A 17,825-nucleotide genomic window follows, 5' to 3' on the forward strand; every position below is an offset into this window, starting at 1 on the left:
AATGTAAATATTGCTGCGGCGCATCAAAATTTTCTGTGTCTGGATGATGCTTTTTCTTGGGGGTGTGTTGCCAATCCCATAGAAAAATGACAAGGGATGGCTGGGGCTTGGCACCACACTGCGCCTGCAACAAGGGGCCAGCGCTGGGTATATGCCATCCGGGCGCGATGGGGCATCACCCCTGCGCAGACGGCACGGGCGATCAAGGGGGCGGTAGGGAGAGAAACGGGCCCCGGTTGCGGAGCCCCGGCATCAGCAGGTGATGCAGCCTGCTAGCAAAGCGCAGATAGGCCTGCCCGCTCAAGCGCAGGCAGGCTTGCCCCTGTATCAGTGCTGGCCAAAGCGGGCCATATAGGCCTGGGGCTCACCGGTCTTGAAGGCGTTGGCAAATTCCTGCACGCTGTCTTCGATGGCCTGGTCGAGCGATTGCTTTTCCCAGGTGCGCAGCATGCGTTTTTGCTGGCGCAGTGCCTGCGGGCCGTAGCCGGCCAGCTGGTTGGCCAGGCGCTTTACCTCGTCGTCGAGCCGCTGGGGCGGCACCACCTGGTCGAGCAGGCCCCATTGCAGCGCCTGTGCGGCGTCAATGTTGTCGCCGGTCAGCAGCAGCCACTGCGTGCGCGCCGCGCCAATCAGCCGGGGCAGCATCGCGGCATGTATCACCGAGGGGATGCCGACCTGGACCTCGGGCATGCCGCACTGCACCCGGTTGCTGGCAATGCGGATATCGCAGGCGCAGGCCAGCTCCAGCCCGCCGCCCAGCGTCCAGCCCGGCAGGCGGGCAATCACCGGCGTGGGGAACTGGCGCGCGCCTTCGCAGACGCGGCGCAGCCGGGTGATGAAGGCAGCGGCATTGTCCGGCGTCAGCGCCCGCATTTCCTTGATATCAGCGCCCGCGACAAAGGCCTTGTCACCGCTGCCGCGCAGCACCAGCACGCGGATGCGCGTGTCCTGCGCCAGCGTATCGAATGCCTGGGCCAGCGCTTCGAGCACCGGCGACGACAGGATATTGACGCTGCCGGCATGGCGAATCGTCAAGGTGGCAACGCCGTTGTCTTGCAAGGCAGCGTGGGCGTGGTGCAGGTCGATCAAAAGCATGCGGCCATTGTGAAGATGCCACAGGATGGGGCCGGTCCCCACAGAGACAAAACACGGTGACAGCCCGTGAAATAGCCCTGCAGTGCTATGATTTCAAAGGATAATTTACATATTGAAACTATTACATGTACACATCACATGTAATGGCTGTTATCGTCATCCCATGGATCCAAAAACATCTGCCCACTACCAGCGACTGCACCGCCAACGGCTGCGGGAGCAGGGTTTGGTGAAAAAAGAGGTCTGGGTACTTCCAGAGTACAGCGCGGCCCTGCATTTGCTCGAAAAGCAGATGCGCCAGCCGCAGCCACAACCGGGTTCATTGACCATCCACCGACAGGAGGGGAGCATGGAAAGCAGCAAGCACCACTACCGCAGCATTCAGGCGCTGGCCGACGAGCTGGGCGCATCGGCGCTGGCCCGCGAGGGCAAGTTGCAGATAGAGCTACTGGAGGGGGCCGAGACCAGCGTGCTGGTCACACTGTCCGATTTTGGCGACCTGCCCGTGCATGTGGCCCTGTCGGGTGAGCAATTGGTGGTCGAGGCCTTTTTGTGGCCCGCCAACCAGGTGCGCGATAGCGCCGGTCTCAATGCGCAAATCCTGCGGCTGCAAAAGCTGTTCCCGTTCACGACGATGGCACTGGAGCCCCTGACACGGGGTGGCGAAGGCTATGTGATGTTTGCCGCGATGCGCGCCAACAGCAGCACGGACGACATCCTGGCCGAGATCCTGATCCTGGCCGACAGCGTGATCCAGGCCACCGAGGCGCTGGCCCCCTATCTGACCCTGGCGCAGGTCTGAGCGCAGCCCGTCCCCGACCCCACAGTACAAGGAGAGCATCATGACCGTATGGAACAAGCTGGTGACTGCGCTGCGCGGCGCCGCGCACGAGGCGGGTGAAGCCGTCACCGACAGCCAGGCGCTGCGCATCCTGGACCAGGAAATCCGCGATGCCGACAACGACCTGAACAGCTCCAAGGAAGCGCTGGCCGAGATCATGGCCAAGCAAAAGCTGTCCGCTGGCAAGCTGCAGACCACGCAAGCCAAGATTGCCGAGTACGAAGGCTATGCGATGAAGGCCCTGGAAACCCAGGACGAGGCGCTGGCACTGGAAGTGGCCGGCAAGGTGGCCCTGCTCGAAACCCAGCGTGACGAGGAAGAGGCCCAGCTGAGCGCCTTCACCCAGAGCGTGGAGCAGCTGCGCGGCGCGATCCAGACTGCGCAGTCCAATATCAAGCGGCTCAAGCAGCAGGCCGACACCGTCAAGGCCACCGAGAGCGTGCAGCGCGCCCAGGCCACGGTAGCGGGCCGCTACACCGGCTCGCAGTCGCGCGTGCAGACGGCGCTCGATTCGCTCGAACGCATCAAGCAAAAGCAGGCCGAGCGCGGCGCCCGCATGGAAAGCGCGGCCGAGCTGGCAAACAGCAGTAGCGAAGACGCGCTCGATGCCAAGCTGCGTGCCGCGGGCATCACCGCCGCTGCCGGTAATGCGCAGTCGGTGCTCGAGCGCCTCAAGGCGCAGCGCGCCAGCACCAAGCAGGGCTGATCGCGCCCGGGCCCCTGGCGGGCCCGACCAGACACACAACAAGTGAGGAGCCGGCGCCACGCCCGCTACCGCACACCGAGAAGAGGGACTGCCATGTCGACCTTTCTGCACTATGCGCTGGGCTTTCCGACCTTCATCTTCGGCGCATTGCTGCTGTGCATGCTGCTGTACTGGCTGATCGCGCTGGTGGGCCTGGTGGAGACCGATTCACTGGACCAATGGCTGCTGTTCGATGGCAGCGACCATGCCCATGGCGTGGAGCATTCGGTCAGCGCGCTCGCCGGCCTGCTGCTCAAGGTGGGCCTGGGCGGCATTCCGGCCACCGTCATCCTGACGGTGTTGCTGCTGCTGTCCTGGCTGGCCTCCTATGTGCTGTGCCATCTGGTGCCGATGCCCGAGGGCTGGACCCTGGTCAACCTCATCATCGGCAGCGCGCTGGCGCTGGCCGCGTTGGTGCTGGGCTTTGCCGCCACCGTGGTGGTGCTGCGGCCGCTGCGCGGCCTGGTGGCGCGCATTGCGCCGCCCGAAACCCCGCAGGTGCTGCTGGGCCGCACAGGCCTGGTGCGCAGCGGCGTCGTCAACGCCACGCAAGGTTACGGCAGCGTCGATGACGGCGGCGGCGGGCTCAATGTGCAGATGCGCTCGCCCGAGCGCGATCTGCCGCGCGGCACCGAGATCGTGCTGATCGAGCACCTGCCAGCGCACAACGCCTGGCGCGTGGTCAGCAAGGCCGAGTTCGACGGCAGCGAGATACCGGGTTTGCACCCACCTGTTTGATAGGAGCGGCTCGCCAGCGCCGGCGCGGCGGGCCCGCATCGCATTTTTTTAGAAATTGATACTGATAGGGAGCTACGCATGAATTGGGGAAATCTGGAGTGGTACATAGTCGCGGGGGTGGTGATCGGCACGGTCTTCATCGTCATCCTGGGCCTGTTTGCGCTGGTCAAGGCCTTCTACATCAAGGTGCCCCAGGGCACGGCCTTGATCATCAATGACACGACCTCGCAGCCCAAGGTGAAGTTCACCGGCGGCATGGTGCTGCCGGTAATCCACAAGAAGGAGTTCATGCGCATCTCGCTGATCACCTTGGAGATTGACCGCCGTGGCAAGGAAGGCCTGATCTGCCGCGACAACATGCGTGCCGACATCACCGTGGCCTTCTACCTGCGCGTCAACGAGACCGCCGCCGACGTGCTCAAGGTGGCCAAGGCCATCGGTGTGGAGCGTGCATCGGAGAAGGGTGCCGTCAATGAGCTGTTCAATGCCAAGTTCTCCGAGGCCTTGAAGACCGTGGGCAAGCAGATCGACTTTGTCAAACTGTTCGAGAACCGCCAGGATTTCCGCGACCAGATCATCCATGTGATCGGCAATGACCTGAACGGCTATGTGCTCGAAGACGTGGCCATCGACTACCTGGAGCAGACCTCCAAGGCCTCGCTGGACCCGAACAACATCTTGGACGCCGAAGGGATTCGCAAGATCACCGAGCTGACGGCCAACCAGAACATCGTCACCAACGAGCTCGAGCGCAATGCCGAGCTGGCCGTGACCAAGAAGAACGTCGAGACCAAGGAAGCGATGCTGGCGCTCGAGCGCCAGCAGGCTGATGCCGAGGCGCGCCAGAAGCGCGAGATCGCCACCATCCAGGCGCGCGAGCAGGCCGAGACCCAGAAGGTGCAGGAAGAAGAGCGCCTCAAGGCCGAGCAGGCCCGTATCCAGACGCAGGAGCAGCTCGACATCCGCGAGGAAAACCGCCAGCGCGAAGTGGCGGTGGCCCAGCAGAACCGCGAGCGCGCGGTGGTGATCGAGATTGAAAAGGTCACCCGCGCCAAGGACCTGGAAGTGGTCTCGCGCCAGCGCGAGGTGGAGCTGCAGCGCATCGAGAAGGAAAAGGCCATCGAGGTCGAGAAGGCCAATATCGCCAATGTGATCCGCGAGCGCGTGGTCGTGGAAAAGGGCGTGGCCCAGGAAGAGGAGCGCATCAAGGAAGTGCGCGTGGTGTCCGAGGCCGAGCGCATGAAGCAGGTCACCGTGCTGACCGCCCAGGCCCAGGCCGAAGAAGACATGGTGCGCCAGGTCAAGAAGGCCGAGGCCGACGAGTCGGCATCGCGCCACAAGGCCGTCGAGGTGACCACCTTGGCCCAGGCCGAGCTGGAAGCGGCCGGCAAGACCGCCGAAGCCAAGAAGAAGATGGCCGAGGCCATCGAGGTCGAGCGCGCAGCGCCGGGCCTGGCGGACGCCAAGGTGCGCGAAGTGACGGCAGCGGCCATTGAGCGCGAGGGCATGGTGCAGGCCAAGATCATTGCCGAAAAGCTGATCGCCCAGGCGCGCGGCGAAGAGGAAAAGGGCCTGGCCGAAGTGCGCGTGATCGAGGCGCAGGCCGATGCCAACGAAAAGCTGGGCCTGGCCGATGCCAAGGTGCTCGAAGAGCGTCTGATGGCACAGGCCCGTGGTGAAGCCCAGGTGGGCAACACCAAGGCAGTGGTGACCCGCGATGTCGGCCAGTCCGAAGCCGATGTGCTGCGCGACAAGCTGTTTGCCGAGGCCAAGGGTCTGACCGAAAAGTTCACGGCGCTCGCGTCGCTGTCCGACCAGGCCCGCTCGCACGAAGAGTTCCGCATGCAGCTGGAGAAGAACTTCGAGCAGGCGCTGGCTGCGATCGAGGCGAACAAGACCGTGGCGCAGGAGCAGGCCGAGGTGCTGTCGGCCGCGCTGTCCAAGGCCAATATCGACATCGTCGGCGGCGGTGGCGACTTCTTCAACAACTTTGCCAAGGCGCTGTCGGTGGGCAAGGCGGTCGAGGGTGTCTCGGCCAAGAGCCCCATCGTGCAGGAGCTGCTGCAAAAGTTCATCGGCGGCAAGGGCCTGCCCACGGATGCACTGAGCAACCTGCTGGGCGGCGGCCAGGACAAGAAGAGCCTGCCGCCATCGGCGGCCGAATCCTGAGTCCAGGCCTTGGCCTAGCCCGCCTGGCCCGGCGGCGCCCTGTGCGCCGCTGGGCGGGCCACTCCCATCGCAGGCCCCAGCACCCGTGCTGGCCGGCCTTGCCCCACCGCATTCTCTGCCGCTCTAGCCATGTCCACTATCCCCACCAACCACCCACCGGACCGCTCTGCCGTTGACGACGCCGTCGCCAGCGGCGGCTCCTATGAAGTGCTGGCCAAGCGGCTCGATGCCCAGGGCCAGGCGCTGGAGACGCTGGCGCGCGAACTCAACGAAGCGCGGCTGGAGGAGTTTGGCCGCAGCCAGATGGAGGTCATCGCCCGCATGCGGGTGCGCACCGAAAACAACTGCCTGGGCCGCGACATCGCCCAGGTCGGCGGCTTTTTGCTGTTTGGCTACAACGTGTTCATGGGCCTCAAGCAGGAGACGCGCATCGAGGATGTGTTTGCGCTCTACCGCCTGCACGAGGGCGAGCAGGGCTACGAAGTCACGCCGGTCGAGCTCAAGGACAGCTTCCTGGGCATCCAGAGCTTTGTGCAGGATTTCCAGGAGCTCTACGCCTACTACAAGCACACCAAGCTGATGCAGCTGGCGGTGCGGGATGGCAAGCTGCTGGCCAGCTTCCAGATCGGCGAGCGCCTGGGCGATGTGCGGGTGTTCCGCTGGTCGGTCTCGCCCGATGGCCAGCAGATCCGTTACATCGACAACCGGGGCGAGCGCGACATCGAGCTGCCTGCCCCCCATGATTTTGAGTGGCAGCGCGCCGGCCGCGAGCACCTGGTGCAGGGCCGCCACCCGCACATCAATATCTTGGACAAGGTGTTTGTCGAGACGCTTGACGGCGACCTGACGATCAAGGTCGAGAACAACACCAATGACGGCCTGGGCATCTACCGCGAGCCGGTGCAGGAGAAGAACCAGTCGCTCGATGACGCGGTGTTTGAATACGCGGCCGTCGGCAGCCTGGTGTTGCTCAAGATCCTGCCCTACCGTGAGGACCAGTGGCGTTACCTGGTCTACAACACCTTGTCGCGCCAGGTGCTGCGCATGGATGCGATTGGCGCGGCCTGCATCCAGCTGCCCCAGGACCACGGCATCATCTTCCCCGGTGGCTACTATCTGCAAAACGGCGAACACCGCGCCTTCGAGCAGAACATGCAGGGCATGCGCTACCGCCGCAGCATCCGCTCGCCCAATGGCGAGGATGTGCTCTATGTGTTCTACGAGCCCGAGAGCGGGCGCATGGCGCTGTTCAAGTACAACCTGATCGAGCGGGCGCTGCAGCCGCCCCTGATCGGCCACGGCTATGCGCGCATGGACGATGGCCGCATTGTCATCTTTGCTGCCGAGAGCAATGAGGCCTCGCGCGTGCACCCGATGCAGCTGTGGCGCACGCCCTTTGCGTCGGACGACTATGCCGCGCGCCAGCCGCAAAAGGACAGCGTGCTGGGCCGCATCGGCAATGCCGAGCTGGTCAGCGGCATCTCCGACCTGTACAGCGTGCGCAAGGAGATTGCCGCCACCGAGGTCTCGCTGCCGCGCTATGAGCGGCTGATCGACACGGCGCGGCGCCTCTTTGAGCGCTACCACTGGCTCAGCAGCCCGGGCATGCAGGCGCTGCATGAGAACCTTTTGGGCATTGTCGCCACCGGCGACGCGGTGCTCGACGAGTACGAAAAGGTCGAGAGCATCCGCCAGGCCTCGGCCAAGGCCATGGGCGAGGTCAGCAGCCGCCATGCGCAGCTGCTCAAGCAGATTCGCCTGTCCGACGGCGACAGCATCGATGCCTATGTGGGGGCGCTGACCGATCTGGCCGCATTGCGCGGCCAGCTGCTGGCCACGCGCGAGCTGCGCTATGTGGATGCCGCAGCGATCGAGGCCATGGTGCAGACGGCCGAGGAGGCCCAGGCTGAAGTCTCGCAGCGCACGGCCGGCTTTATCGCCACCGACGCGGCCATGCAGCCCTATGTGGAGCAGCTGCAGGCGCTGGACCAGCAGGCCCAGGCAGCGACCACGGTGGTGCAGCTGGCCGAGCCGCTGGCGCAGATGGCCCAGATGTCGGCCGCGCTCGATCTGCTGTCCGAGCTGATGGGCAGCCTCAAGATTGACGACGCCACCCAGCGCACGGCGGTGGTGGACCGCATCTCGTCCATCTACGCCCGCTTGAACCAGGTGCGCGCGCGCGCCGAGCAGCGCAAATCCGGCCTGGGCAGCGCCGAGAACCTGGCCCAGTTTGCCGCGCAGCTGGCGCTGTTCTCGCAAAGCATCGTCAGCGGCCTGAACCTGGCCCAGACGCCCGAGAAATGCGATGAGCAGCTCGCGCGCCTCCTGGTGCAGCTCGAAGACATCGAGAGCCAGTTTGGCGAGCATGCGCAGTTTCTCTCGGACATCATCGCCAAGCGCGAAGAGGTGCTGGAGACTTTCGAGGCGCGCAAGCAGTCCTTGCAGGACGAGCGCCAGCGCCGCGCCCAGGGCGTGCTCGATGCCGCGCTGCGCATTGTGCAAGGCCTGCCCAAGCGCACCGAAAAGATCGCCAGCCCAGAGGCACTGCACGCGTTCTTTGCCGGCGACCCGCTCATTGCCAAGCTCAAGGAATTGGCCGGGCGCCTGCGCGGCGAGTTGCAGGACCCCGTCAAGGCCGATGACATCGACAGCCGCATCAAGTCGCTGCGCGACCAGGCCTTCCGCGCGCTGCAGGACCGAACCGACCTGTACGAGGGCGATGGCAAGCTGATCCGCCTGGGCCGCCACCGTTTCTCGGTGGGCAACCAGGACCTGGACCTGACCTTGCTGCCGCGCGACGGCCAGCTCTACCTGCACCTGGTGGGCACCGAGTACTTCGAGCCGGTGGACAATGCAGAGCTGGCCGGCCTGCAGGCCTACTGGGATGCCTCGTCGCCGGCCGAATCGGCCGAGATGTACCGGGGCGAGTACCTGGCGCTGGAGGTGGTGCAGGCCGTGCGTGCCGGGCGCGAAGGCTGGAGCCAGGACCGCCTGCGCCAGCTCCTGCCCGATGGCGAGGCGCTGACCCAGGCGATCCGCGAGTTTTCTGCGCCGCGCTACCGCGACGGCTATGAGCGCGGCATCCACGACCATGATGCGGCCGTCATATTGCAGGCGCTGGTGCCGCTGGCCGATGGCGCCGGGGTGCTGCGCCATGCGCCGCAGGCACGCAGCCTGGCGCTCTTGTTCTGGAGCCAGCAGGCCCATATCCAGCAGCCCCAGCTGGCCAGCAGCATTGCACGCTGGCCCGAGCGCGCGCAGCAGGCCCAGGCCATGCAGCAGCTGCTGGGTAGCGAGGCCGAGCGCCTGGCGCTGCAGACCGACATCATGGCCCAGCTGCGCGCCTTTGCGCAGGACCAGGGCCTGCTCGATGCGCTGCTGCGCGCCGACCCGGCCAGCCCCTTGCTGGCAGCGGCAGCGCCCGATGCGGGAGAGTGGGACAGCGAGACTGACAACCTGCTGCGCGCCGCCGCCGATTACCTGCAGGCCGAGCTGGCGCACAAGGCGCTGCGCTTCCATTTCTCGGGCGCCAGCCAGGCGGTGGTGGCCGCGCTGCAGCAGGCGCTCAAGGCCGGCCCCAAGGAAGGCCTGCACTGGGCCGATCTGCAGCGCTACTGGGCGGGCGGCGAGGCCGGCCAGGCCAGCCGCGAGCGCGGCGCCGCACCGCTGGCCCAGCGCTGGCGCAGCGCGCTGCACTGGCTGCAGACAGTGGCCAAGGCCGCCCCCGAGGCCGAGCGTGCCGCCTGGCTGCCTTACTGCAGCGAAGCGGCCGCCTGGCTGGTCTGCCAGGGCGAGCTGCCGCACCAGGTCAGCAATGTGGATCTGCGCTGCGAGGTGCTGGGCCTGCTGGGCCAGCATGGCCGGGTGGATGCCGGCCGCATGTCCATCCAGCTCGACGAGCTGACCACGCGTGCGGCGCGCCACTACCGCCGCTATCTGCCGCAGTGGGAGCGCTACCAGGCGCTGCGCCAGCAGCTGCTGGGCGAGTACCGCGCGCGCTTCCGGCTCGAGGAGTTCAAGGCCCGGCCGCTGTCGTCCTTTGTGCGCAACCGGCTCATCAACGAGATCTACCTGCCGGTGATTGGCGACAACCTGGCCAAGCAGATCGGCGTCGTGGGCGAGAACAAGCGCACCGACCAGATGGGCCTGCTGATGATGATCTCGCCGCCCGGCTACGGCAAGACCACCTTGATGGAGTACGTGGCCAACCGCCTGGGTCTCATCTTCATGAAGATCAACGGCCCGGCGCTGGGCCACTCGGTGCGCTCGCTCGACCCGGCCCAGGCGCCCGATGCGACGGCGGCCAAGGAGCTCGAAAAGCTCAACCTCGCGCTGGAGATGGCCAACAACGTGATGCTGTATATCGACGATATCCAGCACACGCATCCGGAGTTCTTGCAGAAGTTCATCTCGCTGTCCGATGGCACGCGCCGCATCGAAGGGGTGTGGAGGGGCCAGACCAAGACCCATGACATGCGCGGCAAGCGCTTTTGCGTGGTCATGTCCGGCAACCCCTATACCGAGTCGGGCGAGGTCTTCAAGATCCCCGACATGCTGGCCAACCGCGCCGACATCTACAACCTGGGCGATGTGCTGGGCGGCATGGATGAGGTCTTCAAGCTCAGCTATATCGAAAACAGCATGACCTCGAACGCGGTGCTCGCGCCGATGGCCACGCGCAGCCTGCAGGATCTGTACCTGCTGCTCGACCGGGTGCAGGGCAAGGAGGTGTCGGCCAATGCGCTGTCGCACGACTATGCGGCCGCCGAGCTGCGCGAGATGGAGGCGGTGCTCCAGCGCATGCTGCAGGTGCGCGAGCTGGTGTTTAAGGTCAACCAGCAGTACATCCACAGCGCCGCGCAGGACGACAGCTACCGCACGGAGCCGCCTTTCAAGCTGCAGGGCAGCTACCGCAACATGAACAAGCTCGCCGAGAAGATCACCCCGGTGATGAACGATGCCGAGATGGCGCAGATGCTGAGCGACCATTACCAGGGCGAGGCGCAGATGCTGACCGGCGGCGCCGAGGAGAACCTGCTCAAGCTCGCCGAGCTGCGCGGCAGCGCCGATGCGCAGGCCCAGGCGCGCTGGGCCGAGATCAAGGCCCAGTTCCAGCGCCAGCAGGCCGCAGGTGGCGCCAATGCCGATGCGACCACCCGCGTGACGACCCAGCTGGTCGACCTGGTCGCCGCTACGCGTGCGATGGCCCAGGCACAGCAGGACCGCCACCAGGGTGACAGCGCCGCGCAAGAGGGCCTGCAGCGCATGCTGGCGCAGTGGGGCCAGGCGCAAACGGCCGTGGGCCAGTCGCTCGACGGCATTCGCCAGGCGGTGCTGGACAGCGCGCCGGCGCCGCAGCCCGCGCGCCACGCTGATGCACCGCCGCTGGACCTGGCCGTGCAGCAGCTGGGCCAGCTGGTGCTGCAGTCGCTGCAGCCGGTGGTCGAGCACCTGGACCAGAGCCGGCGCCAGCAGCTGGGGCTGCACCGCGTGCTGATGCAGGTCGCCACCCGCATGCAAGAGCAGATCGACCAGCAGCGCGCCGGCCGCCAGCCGCTGCAGGCCACCTTGCAGGCCGACGATATCGACAAGGCCTTTGACCGCATGCAGGATAGCCGGCCACCGCGCTGAGCATCCCAGCGTCCCTGGCAACTGCAGCCACTACCGCCACGGCCACCGCCAGGGACGTTGAAAGCATTGTTATCAGGTGCAAGCAGCGCCCTTGTCCTAGCCTCCGGGGAGGGCGCATACCGATACACTGTGCCGATGCGAGCCTCCCCCCTCTCTTTCTCTGCCCGCCAGGGTCTGCCACGCTGGTGGTTGCCGGCCCTGTGGCTGCTGCTGTGCGCATGCCTGCTCCCCTCGGCAGCGACGGCACAGTCACTGACCTCGCTGGCGGGCCTGGGGGGCAGTTCATCGAGCAGCAGCGATGAAGAGCGCGCCATCCAGGCGCAGCGCGAGGCCACCACCACGGCCGAGCAGGAGGCCGATGCGCTGACCCAGTCGCTCGAGCGCCTGCGCAGCCGCGTGCAGACCCCCGCGGGCGCGCCCCCCGCACCGCTGAGTGACCAGGAGCTGGGCCAGATACAGACGCGCTGGGAAGAGCGTGTACCCGCCAATGCCAGCCAGGAAGTGCTGGAAAAGCTACTGACCGACGAGCGCGAGGCGATTGCCGCGCTCAAGTCCGGCATCGAGAAATCGGCGGCCGAACAGGCCAACCTGGTGGCCCAGCCCGGCAATGGCCGCAGCGACCTGGCCAGCCTGCAGCAGCGCGTGCAGGAGACCGCGACGCCGGTGACGGCCGAGCCGGGAGAGTCGAAGGCGCTGACCCAGGCGCGCCAGCAGCGCCGCAGCGCCGAGCACCGCCGCGCCACGCAGGAGCTGGCACTGCGCCAGGAAGAGCAATCGACGATCGAGACCCGCCAGCGCCTGCTCGATGTGCAACTGCAGACCCAGCGCCGCGAGCTGCTCGAGCGCACGCCGCGCGTGGCTTGGCTCAACCAGCGCATTGCCGACCGCGCCCGCCAGCAGCTCGAGCAGCAGGTGCAGCAAACGCAGGCGGCCGAGAACGACACGGCCGAGGCCTCGGCCGCCGTGCGCGAGCTGGCGCAGCAAAACAGCGCGCTGGCCGCCCAGATCCTGGCGCACAACGACCGCCTGGTCAAAGAGCGCCAGGACCTGGCGAGCGACGAATACCGCCAAAGCCAGCTGGCCTCGGCCTTGCGCGACACGCAGGCGCGCCTGCGCCTGGGCGGCAGCGCCTCGGTGGGCCAGTGGCTGTGGAAGCAGCGCGTGGCGCTGCCCACCGTCAACACCATCCAGTCGCGCCGCAAGGCCACGTTGCGGCAGCTGGCCGAGCTGCGGCTGGCGCTGTTCAATGCCAGCGAGCGGCGCTTCAGCCTCAACGGCACGGCCACGGGTGGCGGCAACTCGGGCATGACTACGCGCGGCAGTGCCCAGAGCACAGCCTTGTGGACCAAGCAGGCCGCGCTGATTGACCAGCTCCAGCCCTTGCTGCTGCGGCGCATTGCGGTGCTGGAGCAGACCGATGCGGCGCTGCAATCGACCTTGAACAGCGGCAACGCGCTGCGCCAGGTGATGGACAAGGAGCTGCTGTGGTTCCCCAGCCATCTGGCGATGGGCGGCGCCTGGCTGGACGAATGGCGCTCGGTGCTGCGCAGCTCGGACGGTGCGCCCCTGGAGCAGGGCGCGAGCGCCTCGCCCTGGAACACCGCGCGGGCGCTGGGCGCGAGCATGCTGCGCAACCTCTGGATCTATGCCGGTATCTTTGCCGGCGTGCTGCTGCTGCTGGGCCTGCGCCGCTATGCCTTGCAAAAGCTGCAGGCGATTGCCACGCAGGTGGACAATTTCTCGCAGGACCACTTTGGCCTGACCTTGATGGCGCTGGGCTGGAGCCTGCTGTATGCGCTGCCCTGGAGCTTTGCCACGGCCGCCCTGGGCACCTTGCTGCAATCGACGGCAGCGCCGGTGGCGCTCGAGCCGCTGGGCCAGGCGCTCGAGCAGCTGAGTGCCTTTGTCTTTGTCGTGACCCTGCTCAACGTGCTGTTCCGCCCCTGCGGGCTGGCGGTGGCGCATTTTGGCTGGCCGCGCGAGCGCGTGCAGGTGCTGCGCCAGATGGTGCTGCGCGCCACCTGGCTGATCGTGCCCATCGATCTGCTGGGCGGCCTGGCCTTCTTCAGCCACGATGATTCGGCGATCAGCACCTGGGGCCGCATGTGCCTGCTGGTGCTGACCCTGGGCCTGGGCTGGATGGCCTTGCGCTACCTGCGTCAAAGCCTGCGCAAGCAGCGCCCGGGCCTGCGCTGGAGCCAGGTGGTGAGCGTGGCCGTGCTGCTGGTGCTGGCCGTGACCCTGGTGGGCATCGGGCTGGGCTATGTCTACACCGCCACCGAGGTGATCCAGGCGTTGCTGAGCAGCTTTGTGTTCCTGGCGGCGGCCGAGGTGCTGGTCAGCCTGCTGCGGCGCTGGCTGCTGCTGGGCGAGCGCCGCCTGGCGCTCAACCGCCTGCGCGCCGCTGCGCTGCAGCGCCAGGCGGCCAATGCGGCAGCGGCTGCCGATGCCGCCACTGGCAGCCCCGCCCCGGCCAACAACAATGCCGCCGATGAGCAAAGCCAGATGGCGCTGGTCACCGTCAGCACGCAGGCACACCGCCTGCTGGGCCTGCTGCAGCGGGTGCTGGTGGCGCTGAGCCTGGTGTACGCCTGGTCGCCGGTGCTGCCAGCGCTGCTGCGCTTTGAGGGCGTGGTGCTGTGGTACACCACCAATACCGAGGCCAGTGGCATTGCGCGCCCCGCGCCGGTGAGCCTGATGGACCTGCTGGTGGGTGCGCTGATCTTGCTGATGACCTTCAGCCTGACGCGCAACCTGCCCGGCCTGGTCGAGGTGGTGTTCTCCGGCACGCGCCGGGTCAGCAGCTCGGACCGCTACACGATGGCGACCCTGGCGCGCTACGGCATCACGATTGCCGGCACGGTCAGCGCGCTGTCCTTGCTGGGCCTGCGCTGGAGCCAGCTGCAGTGGATGGCCGCCGCGCTGACCGTGGGTCTGGGTTTTGGCCTGCAGGAGATTTTTGCCAACTTTGTCTCGGGCCTGATTCTGCTGGTCGAGCGGCCCTTCCGGGTCGGCGATGTGATCACCATCAACCAGCACACCGGCACCGTCACCCGCATCCGCACGCGCGCCACCACGGTGCTGGATTTCGACAACCAGGAAATCGTCATCCCGAACAAGACCTTCATCACCGGCCAGGTGACCAACTGGACCTTGAGCGACGATGTGACGCGCCTGATCATCGATGTCTCGGTTGCGCACGGCAGCGACCCGGGCGAGGTGCAGCGCATGCTGCTGGCCATTGCGGCCGAGCACCCCAAGGTGCTGCGCGAGCCCGAGGCCAACTGCTGGTTCATGGCGCTCGAAGGCCAGGGCCAGAAGTTCGAGCTGCGCGTCTATGTGGGTGCGGTGGATGACCGCCTGCCGGTGCGCAACGACCTCAACCGCAGCATCAACGCGCGGCTGAAGGCAGCCGGCATTGCGGTGGCCTTCCCGCAGATGGACATCCATGTGCGCGACCTGCCGCCCGCCCCCGCTGCGCCGCAAGAAGCCCCGGGCGCTTAAGGTGTTTGGGAGGCTGCCTGCACCAGCGCCACAAAGCGCTTGGCGGCCAGGCCCATCGGGTGCTCCTTGGACCAGACCACATCCACATAGAGCTGGGCGCCATTGCTGAGGTTGGCAAACTCCATCGCCACCAGAGCGCCCGACTGCAGCAGCGGTGCCACCAGCGGCTGGGGCAGCCAGCCCCAGCCAATGCCGGCGCTGACCATCTGCAAGGCAGCCACATGGTTGTCGGTGCGCCAGACATCGCGGGCGTAGACCAGGCGCTCATGGTCCAGCGACCAGTCGCGGCTGGCAACGATGATCTGGCGCGTATTGGTCAGGTGGTGCTCGCGCAGCTGGGGCCGGGCGGCCTCGCCGGGCGCAGGCGCCTGGACCAGCGCCTGCATCAGCGGGTGGCTGGGGGCGATGACGGCCAGCAAGGTCTCGGTCGCCACTTCCTGAAAACCTTCGCGGCCGTCCAGGCTCGGCCGCTCAAAGACCAGTGCCAGCTGCGCGCGGCCGCTGTGCAGCATGGTCAGCGCATCGGCCTGGGGGGCCGTGAGCACCTCGACGGCCAGCTGCGGGTACTCCTGCGCCAGCGCGGCCAGTGGCGCAGCCCAGGGGGCTGAGAGCAGCTCCGGCGCCATCACCAGGCTCAGCCGCGATTCCAGCCCTTGCTCCAGCGCCAGCGCATGGGCGTTGAGCTGCTGCAGCTGCGCGGCCAGCAGGCGCGCCTGCGGCTCCAGCGCCAATGCGGCGGGCAGCGGTCGGGGCTCGCGCCCTTCGCGGGCAAACAGCGGCATCTGCAGCTCGGCCTCGAGCTGGGCGATCTGCATGCTGACGGCCGAGGGCACCTTGCCCAGCGCCCGGGCTGCGGCCGAGAAGCTGCCATGGTCGAGCACGGCCAACAGGGTCTGGATCGTGTCGGAGTCAAAGGGGGCGAAGGCACTGCGCATTGATGTATCAATTTTTATGAAAGATTCTGACTTATGTTATCAGTTCATGACACATAAGATAGCGCCCCATGTCAGTTCAAAAAATACACAACAGCCCTTGGTCGCTGCAGGGGCCGATGCGGCGCGTGGTCTATGTGGCCCTGTACGAGGCCATCGCCATCGTGGCCGCCACGGCAGGCCTGTCGGCTCTGTCGGGCCAGGGCGCTGCGCACTCCGGTGTCGTAGCCGCCGCCTCGTCGGCCATCGCCATTCTGTGGAACGTGGTCTGGAACCACCTGTTCGAGCGCTGGGAAGCCACCCAGCCCACCCGTGGGCGCGGCCTGGGCCGCCGCATTGCGCATGCGCTGGGCATGGAAGGCGGTCTCGTCTTCATGCTCGTGCCGCTGTTTGCCTGGTGGTTCGAGGTCAGCCTCTGGGATGCGCTGGTGATGGACATCGGCCTGCTGCTGTTCTTCCTGGTCTACACCTTTGTCTTCAACTGGTCGTTTGACCGCCTGTTTGGCCTGCCGCAATCGGCACAGTAGGGTCGGAAAGCACAACGGGGCGCCGTGTTACCACTGGCGCCCCGTTGCTGTTAATGGCTGTGCTTTAGCGCAACCAGGCAATCATCAGCTGCAGCACAAAGGCATTGATGATGTCGATAAAGAACGCACCTACCAGCGGCACGATCAGGAAGGCCTTGTGCGAGGGCCCGTACTGGCTGGTGATGGCCTGCATATTGGCCACAGCCGTGGGCGTGGCGCCCATGCCAAAGCCGCAGTGGCCGGCGGCCAGCACGGCGGCGTCGTAGTTGCGACCCATCGTGCGGAAGGTGATGAAGACGGCAAACAGCGCCAGCGCCACGGTCTGCACCGCCAGGATGAGCATCAGCGGCCCGGCCAGCTCGGCCAGCTCCCAGAGCTTGAATGACAGCAGCGCAATGGCCAGGTAGATCGACAGGCCGGCGTTGCCAAAAACATCGATGGCACGGTCAAACACCTTGAAGCCAAAGCCGTAGTCGAGCACATTGCGGATCACCACGCCGCCGCCCAGCGCCCAGACAAAGGTGGGCAGCTGCAGCATCGTGCCCTGGGTGGCGCTGGTCATGAACTCGGCAAAGGCCAGGCAGCCGGCAAACAGCGCCAGGGTCTCGATGGCGGCCTCGGCGGTGATCAGGCGCGGGGCGGTATTGGGCGTCTCGAAATTGGCGACCTGGCTGCTGTCGTTGCCTGGGGTGTGCTCACTCACTTCCTTTTCAGCCAGCGTGCGTGGCTGGGCCAGCTGGTGGCGCGTGATCAGGCGCTTGGCCAGAGGGCCGCCCAGCAGGCCGCCGATGACCAGGCCAAAGGTCGCGCAGGCAATGCCCAGCGCGGTGGCGCCGCTCAGGCCGTATTGGTTCTCCAGCACCGAGCCCCAGGCGCCAGCGGTGCCGTGGCCGCCCAGCAAGGTGATCGAGCCCGCGACCAGGCCAATGAGCGGATCCAGCCCCAGCAAGGTGGCCAAGCCCACGCCGACACCGTTTTGCACAAAGATAAAGGCGACGATGACGCCCAGAAACACCACCAGGCCCATGCCGCCTTCGCGCAGCTTGGCAAAGTTGGCGCTCAGCCCGATCGACGAGAAGAACACCAGCATGAAGCTGGTCTGCATGCCAGTGGCAAAGGCCAGGGTCAGGCCGGTGGCCTGGTGCAGCGCAAAGATAAGGGCGGCCACCACCAGGCCGCCGGAGACGGGCTCGGGGATGTTGAAGTCGCGCAGGAAGCGGATGTGCCGCGTCAGCCACTTGCCCAGCAAGAGCACGAGGACGGCAAAGATCAGGGTGTAGTAAGCACTGAAACTCAGATGCAAGGGAATTCTCCTCAAAAAGCAGGCCTGGACCTGTTTGAAAACAGAAAGCCGGTGTTGCCTATGGGTTGGCGTTGTTTGCCGGCAAAGCGCTGCAATATGGGTGAATGCCGAAGCATCGTCTGATTGAATAGGTCTATAACCAACAATGGTGAATGGTGTTTGTGGCTATGGACAAGCCCCTCTGCCTGTGCTTTGGCGCCCGGCCTGGCTTAAAATGCAGGGCCTTGTTCCAAGGAGCGCTGCAGCAGGCCGGTGGTACCCCCATCGCAGGCCTGTCAGGCTTGGGGCAGGTCGACGGGCATGCCGCGCATGGCCCGCATCAACGGCGCTCACCTGTTCT

General features: G+C 66.2%; 10 protein-coding genes and 1 riboswitch. Of the genes, 7 read left to right on the forward strand and 3 right to left on the reverse strand.

The features are described 5' to 3' along the window. Positions 1 to 327: 327 nt before the first annotated feature. Complete coding sequence (locus ACPEE1_RS01380) at positions 328 to 1,095, reverse strand: enoyl-CoA hydratase (protein WP_423935023.1); 768 nt, start codon at positions 1,093 to 1,095, stop codon at positions 328 to 330. 349 nt (positions 1,096 to 1,444) lie between these two features. On the opposite strand from ACPEE1_RS01380, the gene ACPEE1_RS01385 reads away from it, so the two are divergent. The 6 genes from ACPEE1_RS01385 (at position 1,445) to ACPEE1_RS01410 (ending at position 14,723) form a co-directional block, all read left to right on the forward strand. Next, entirely contained in the window at positions 1,445 to 1,897 is a 453-nt protein-coding gene (locus tag ACPEE1_RS01385; RefSeq protein ID WP_232539485.1) for a YjfI family protein, read from the forward strand. Positions 1,898 to 1,937: 40 nt separating this feature from the next. Then, a complete protein-coding gene (locus ACPEE1_RS01390) occupies positions 1,938 to 2,642 on the forward strand; it encodes a PspA/IM30 family protein (protein ID WP_423935024.1) in 705 nt (234 codons plus the stop codon). A 93-nt stretch (positions 2,643 to 2,735) separates the two neighbouring features. After that, positions 2,736 to 3,419, forward strand: coding sequence for a ubiquinone biosynthesis protein UbiH (locus tag ACPEE1_RS01395; protein WP_116927463.1), 684 nt, complete (start codon positions 2,736 to 2,738; stop codon positions 3,417 to 3,419). Between the two features lie 78 nt (positions 3,420 to 3,497). Further along, positions 3,498 to 5,588: a flotillin family protein gene (locus ACPEE1_RS01400; protein ID WP_116927464.1), complete on the forward strand. Its 2,091-nt coding sequence runs from the start codon at positions 3,498 to 3,500 to the stop codon at positions 5,586 to 5,588. A 129-nt stretch (positions 5,589 to 5,717) separates the two neighbouring features. Continuing rightward, on the forward strand, positions 5,718 to 11,219 hold the full coding sequence (locus ACPEE1_RS01405) for a DNA repair ATPase (RefSeq protein WP_423935025.1): 5,502 nt from the start codon (positions 5,718 to 5,720) through the stop codon (positions 11,217 to 11,219). A gap of 135 nt (positions 11,220 to 11,354) precedes the next feature. Then, a complete protein-coding gene (locus ACPEE1_RS01410) occupies positions 11,355 to 14,723 on the forward strand; it encodes a mechanosensitive ion channel domain-containing protein (protein ID WP_423935026.1) in 3,369 nt (1,122 codons plus the stop codon). On the opposite strand, the gene ACPEE1_RS01415 is transcribed toward ACPEE1_RS01410, so the two are convergent. Continuing rightward, complete coding sequence (locus tag ACPEE1_RS01415) at positions 14,720 to 15,658, reverse strand: LysR family transcriptional regulator (RefSeq protein ID WP_116927466.1); 939 nt, start codon at positions 15,656 to 15,658, stop codon at positions 14,720 to 14,722. The two genes, ACPEE1_RS01410 and ACPEE1_RS01415, sit on opposite strands and share 4 nt — an antisense overlap. Positions 15,659 to 15,726: 68 nt before the next feature. Here ACPEE1_RS01415 and ACPEE1_RS01420 point away from each other — a divergent pair, with 68 nt between their 5' ends. Beyond that, positions 15,727 to 16,182, forward strand: coding sequence for a PACE efflux transporter (locus ACPEE1_RS01420; protein ID WP_021025337.1), 456 nt, complete (start codon positions 15,727 to 15,729; stop codon positions 16,180 to 16,182). Positions 16,183 to 16,246: 64 nt separating this feature from the next. Here the strand turns inward: ACPEE1_RS01420 and gltS are convergent, their stop codons facing one another. Next, positions 16,247 to 17,485 (reverse strand): sodium/glutamate symporter, encoded by a 1,239-nt coding sequence (gene gltS, locus ACPEE1_RS01425; RefSeq protein ID WP_423935027.1) that lies wholly within the window; start codon positions 17,483 to 17,485, stop codon positions 16,247 to 16,249. 225 nt (positions 17,486 to 17,710) lie between these two features. After that, positions 17,711 to 17,823, forward strand: a riboswitch (S-adenosyl-L-homocysteine riboswitch). The last annotated feature ends 2 nt before the right edge of the window (positions 17,824 to 17,825 follow it).

This window comes from Comamonas sp. 23 (genome assembly GCF_049601575.1).
Taxonomy (GTDB): domain Bacteria; phylum Pseudomonadota; class Gammaproteobacteria; order Burkholderiales; family Burkholderiaceae_C; genus Comamonas; species Comamonas squillarum.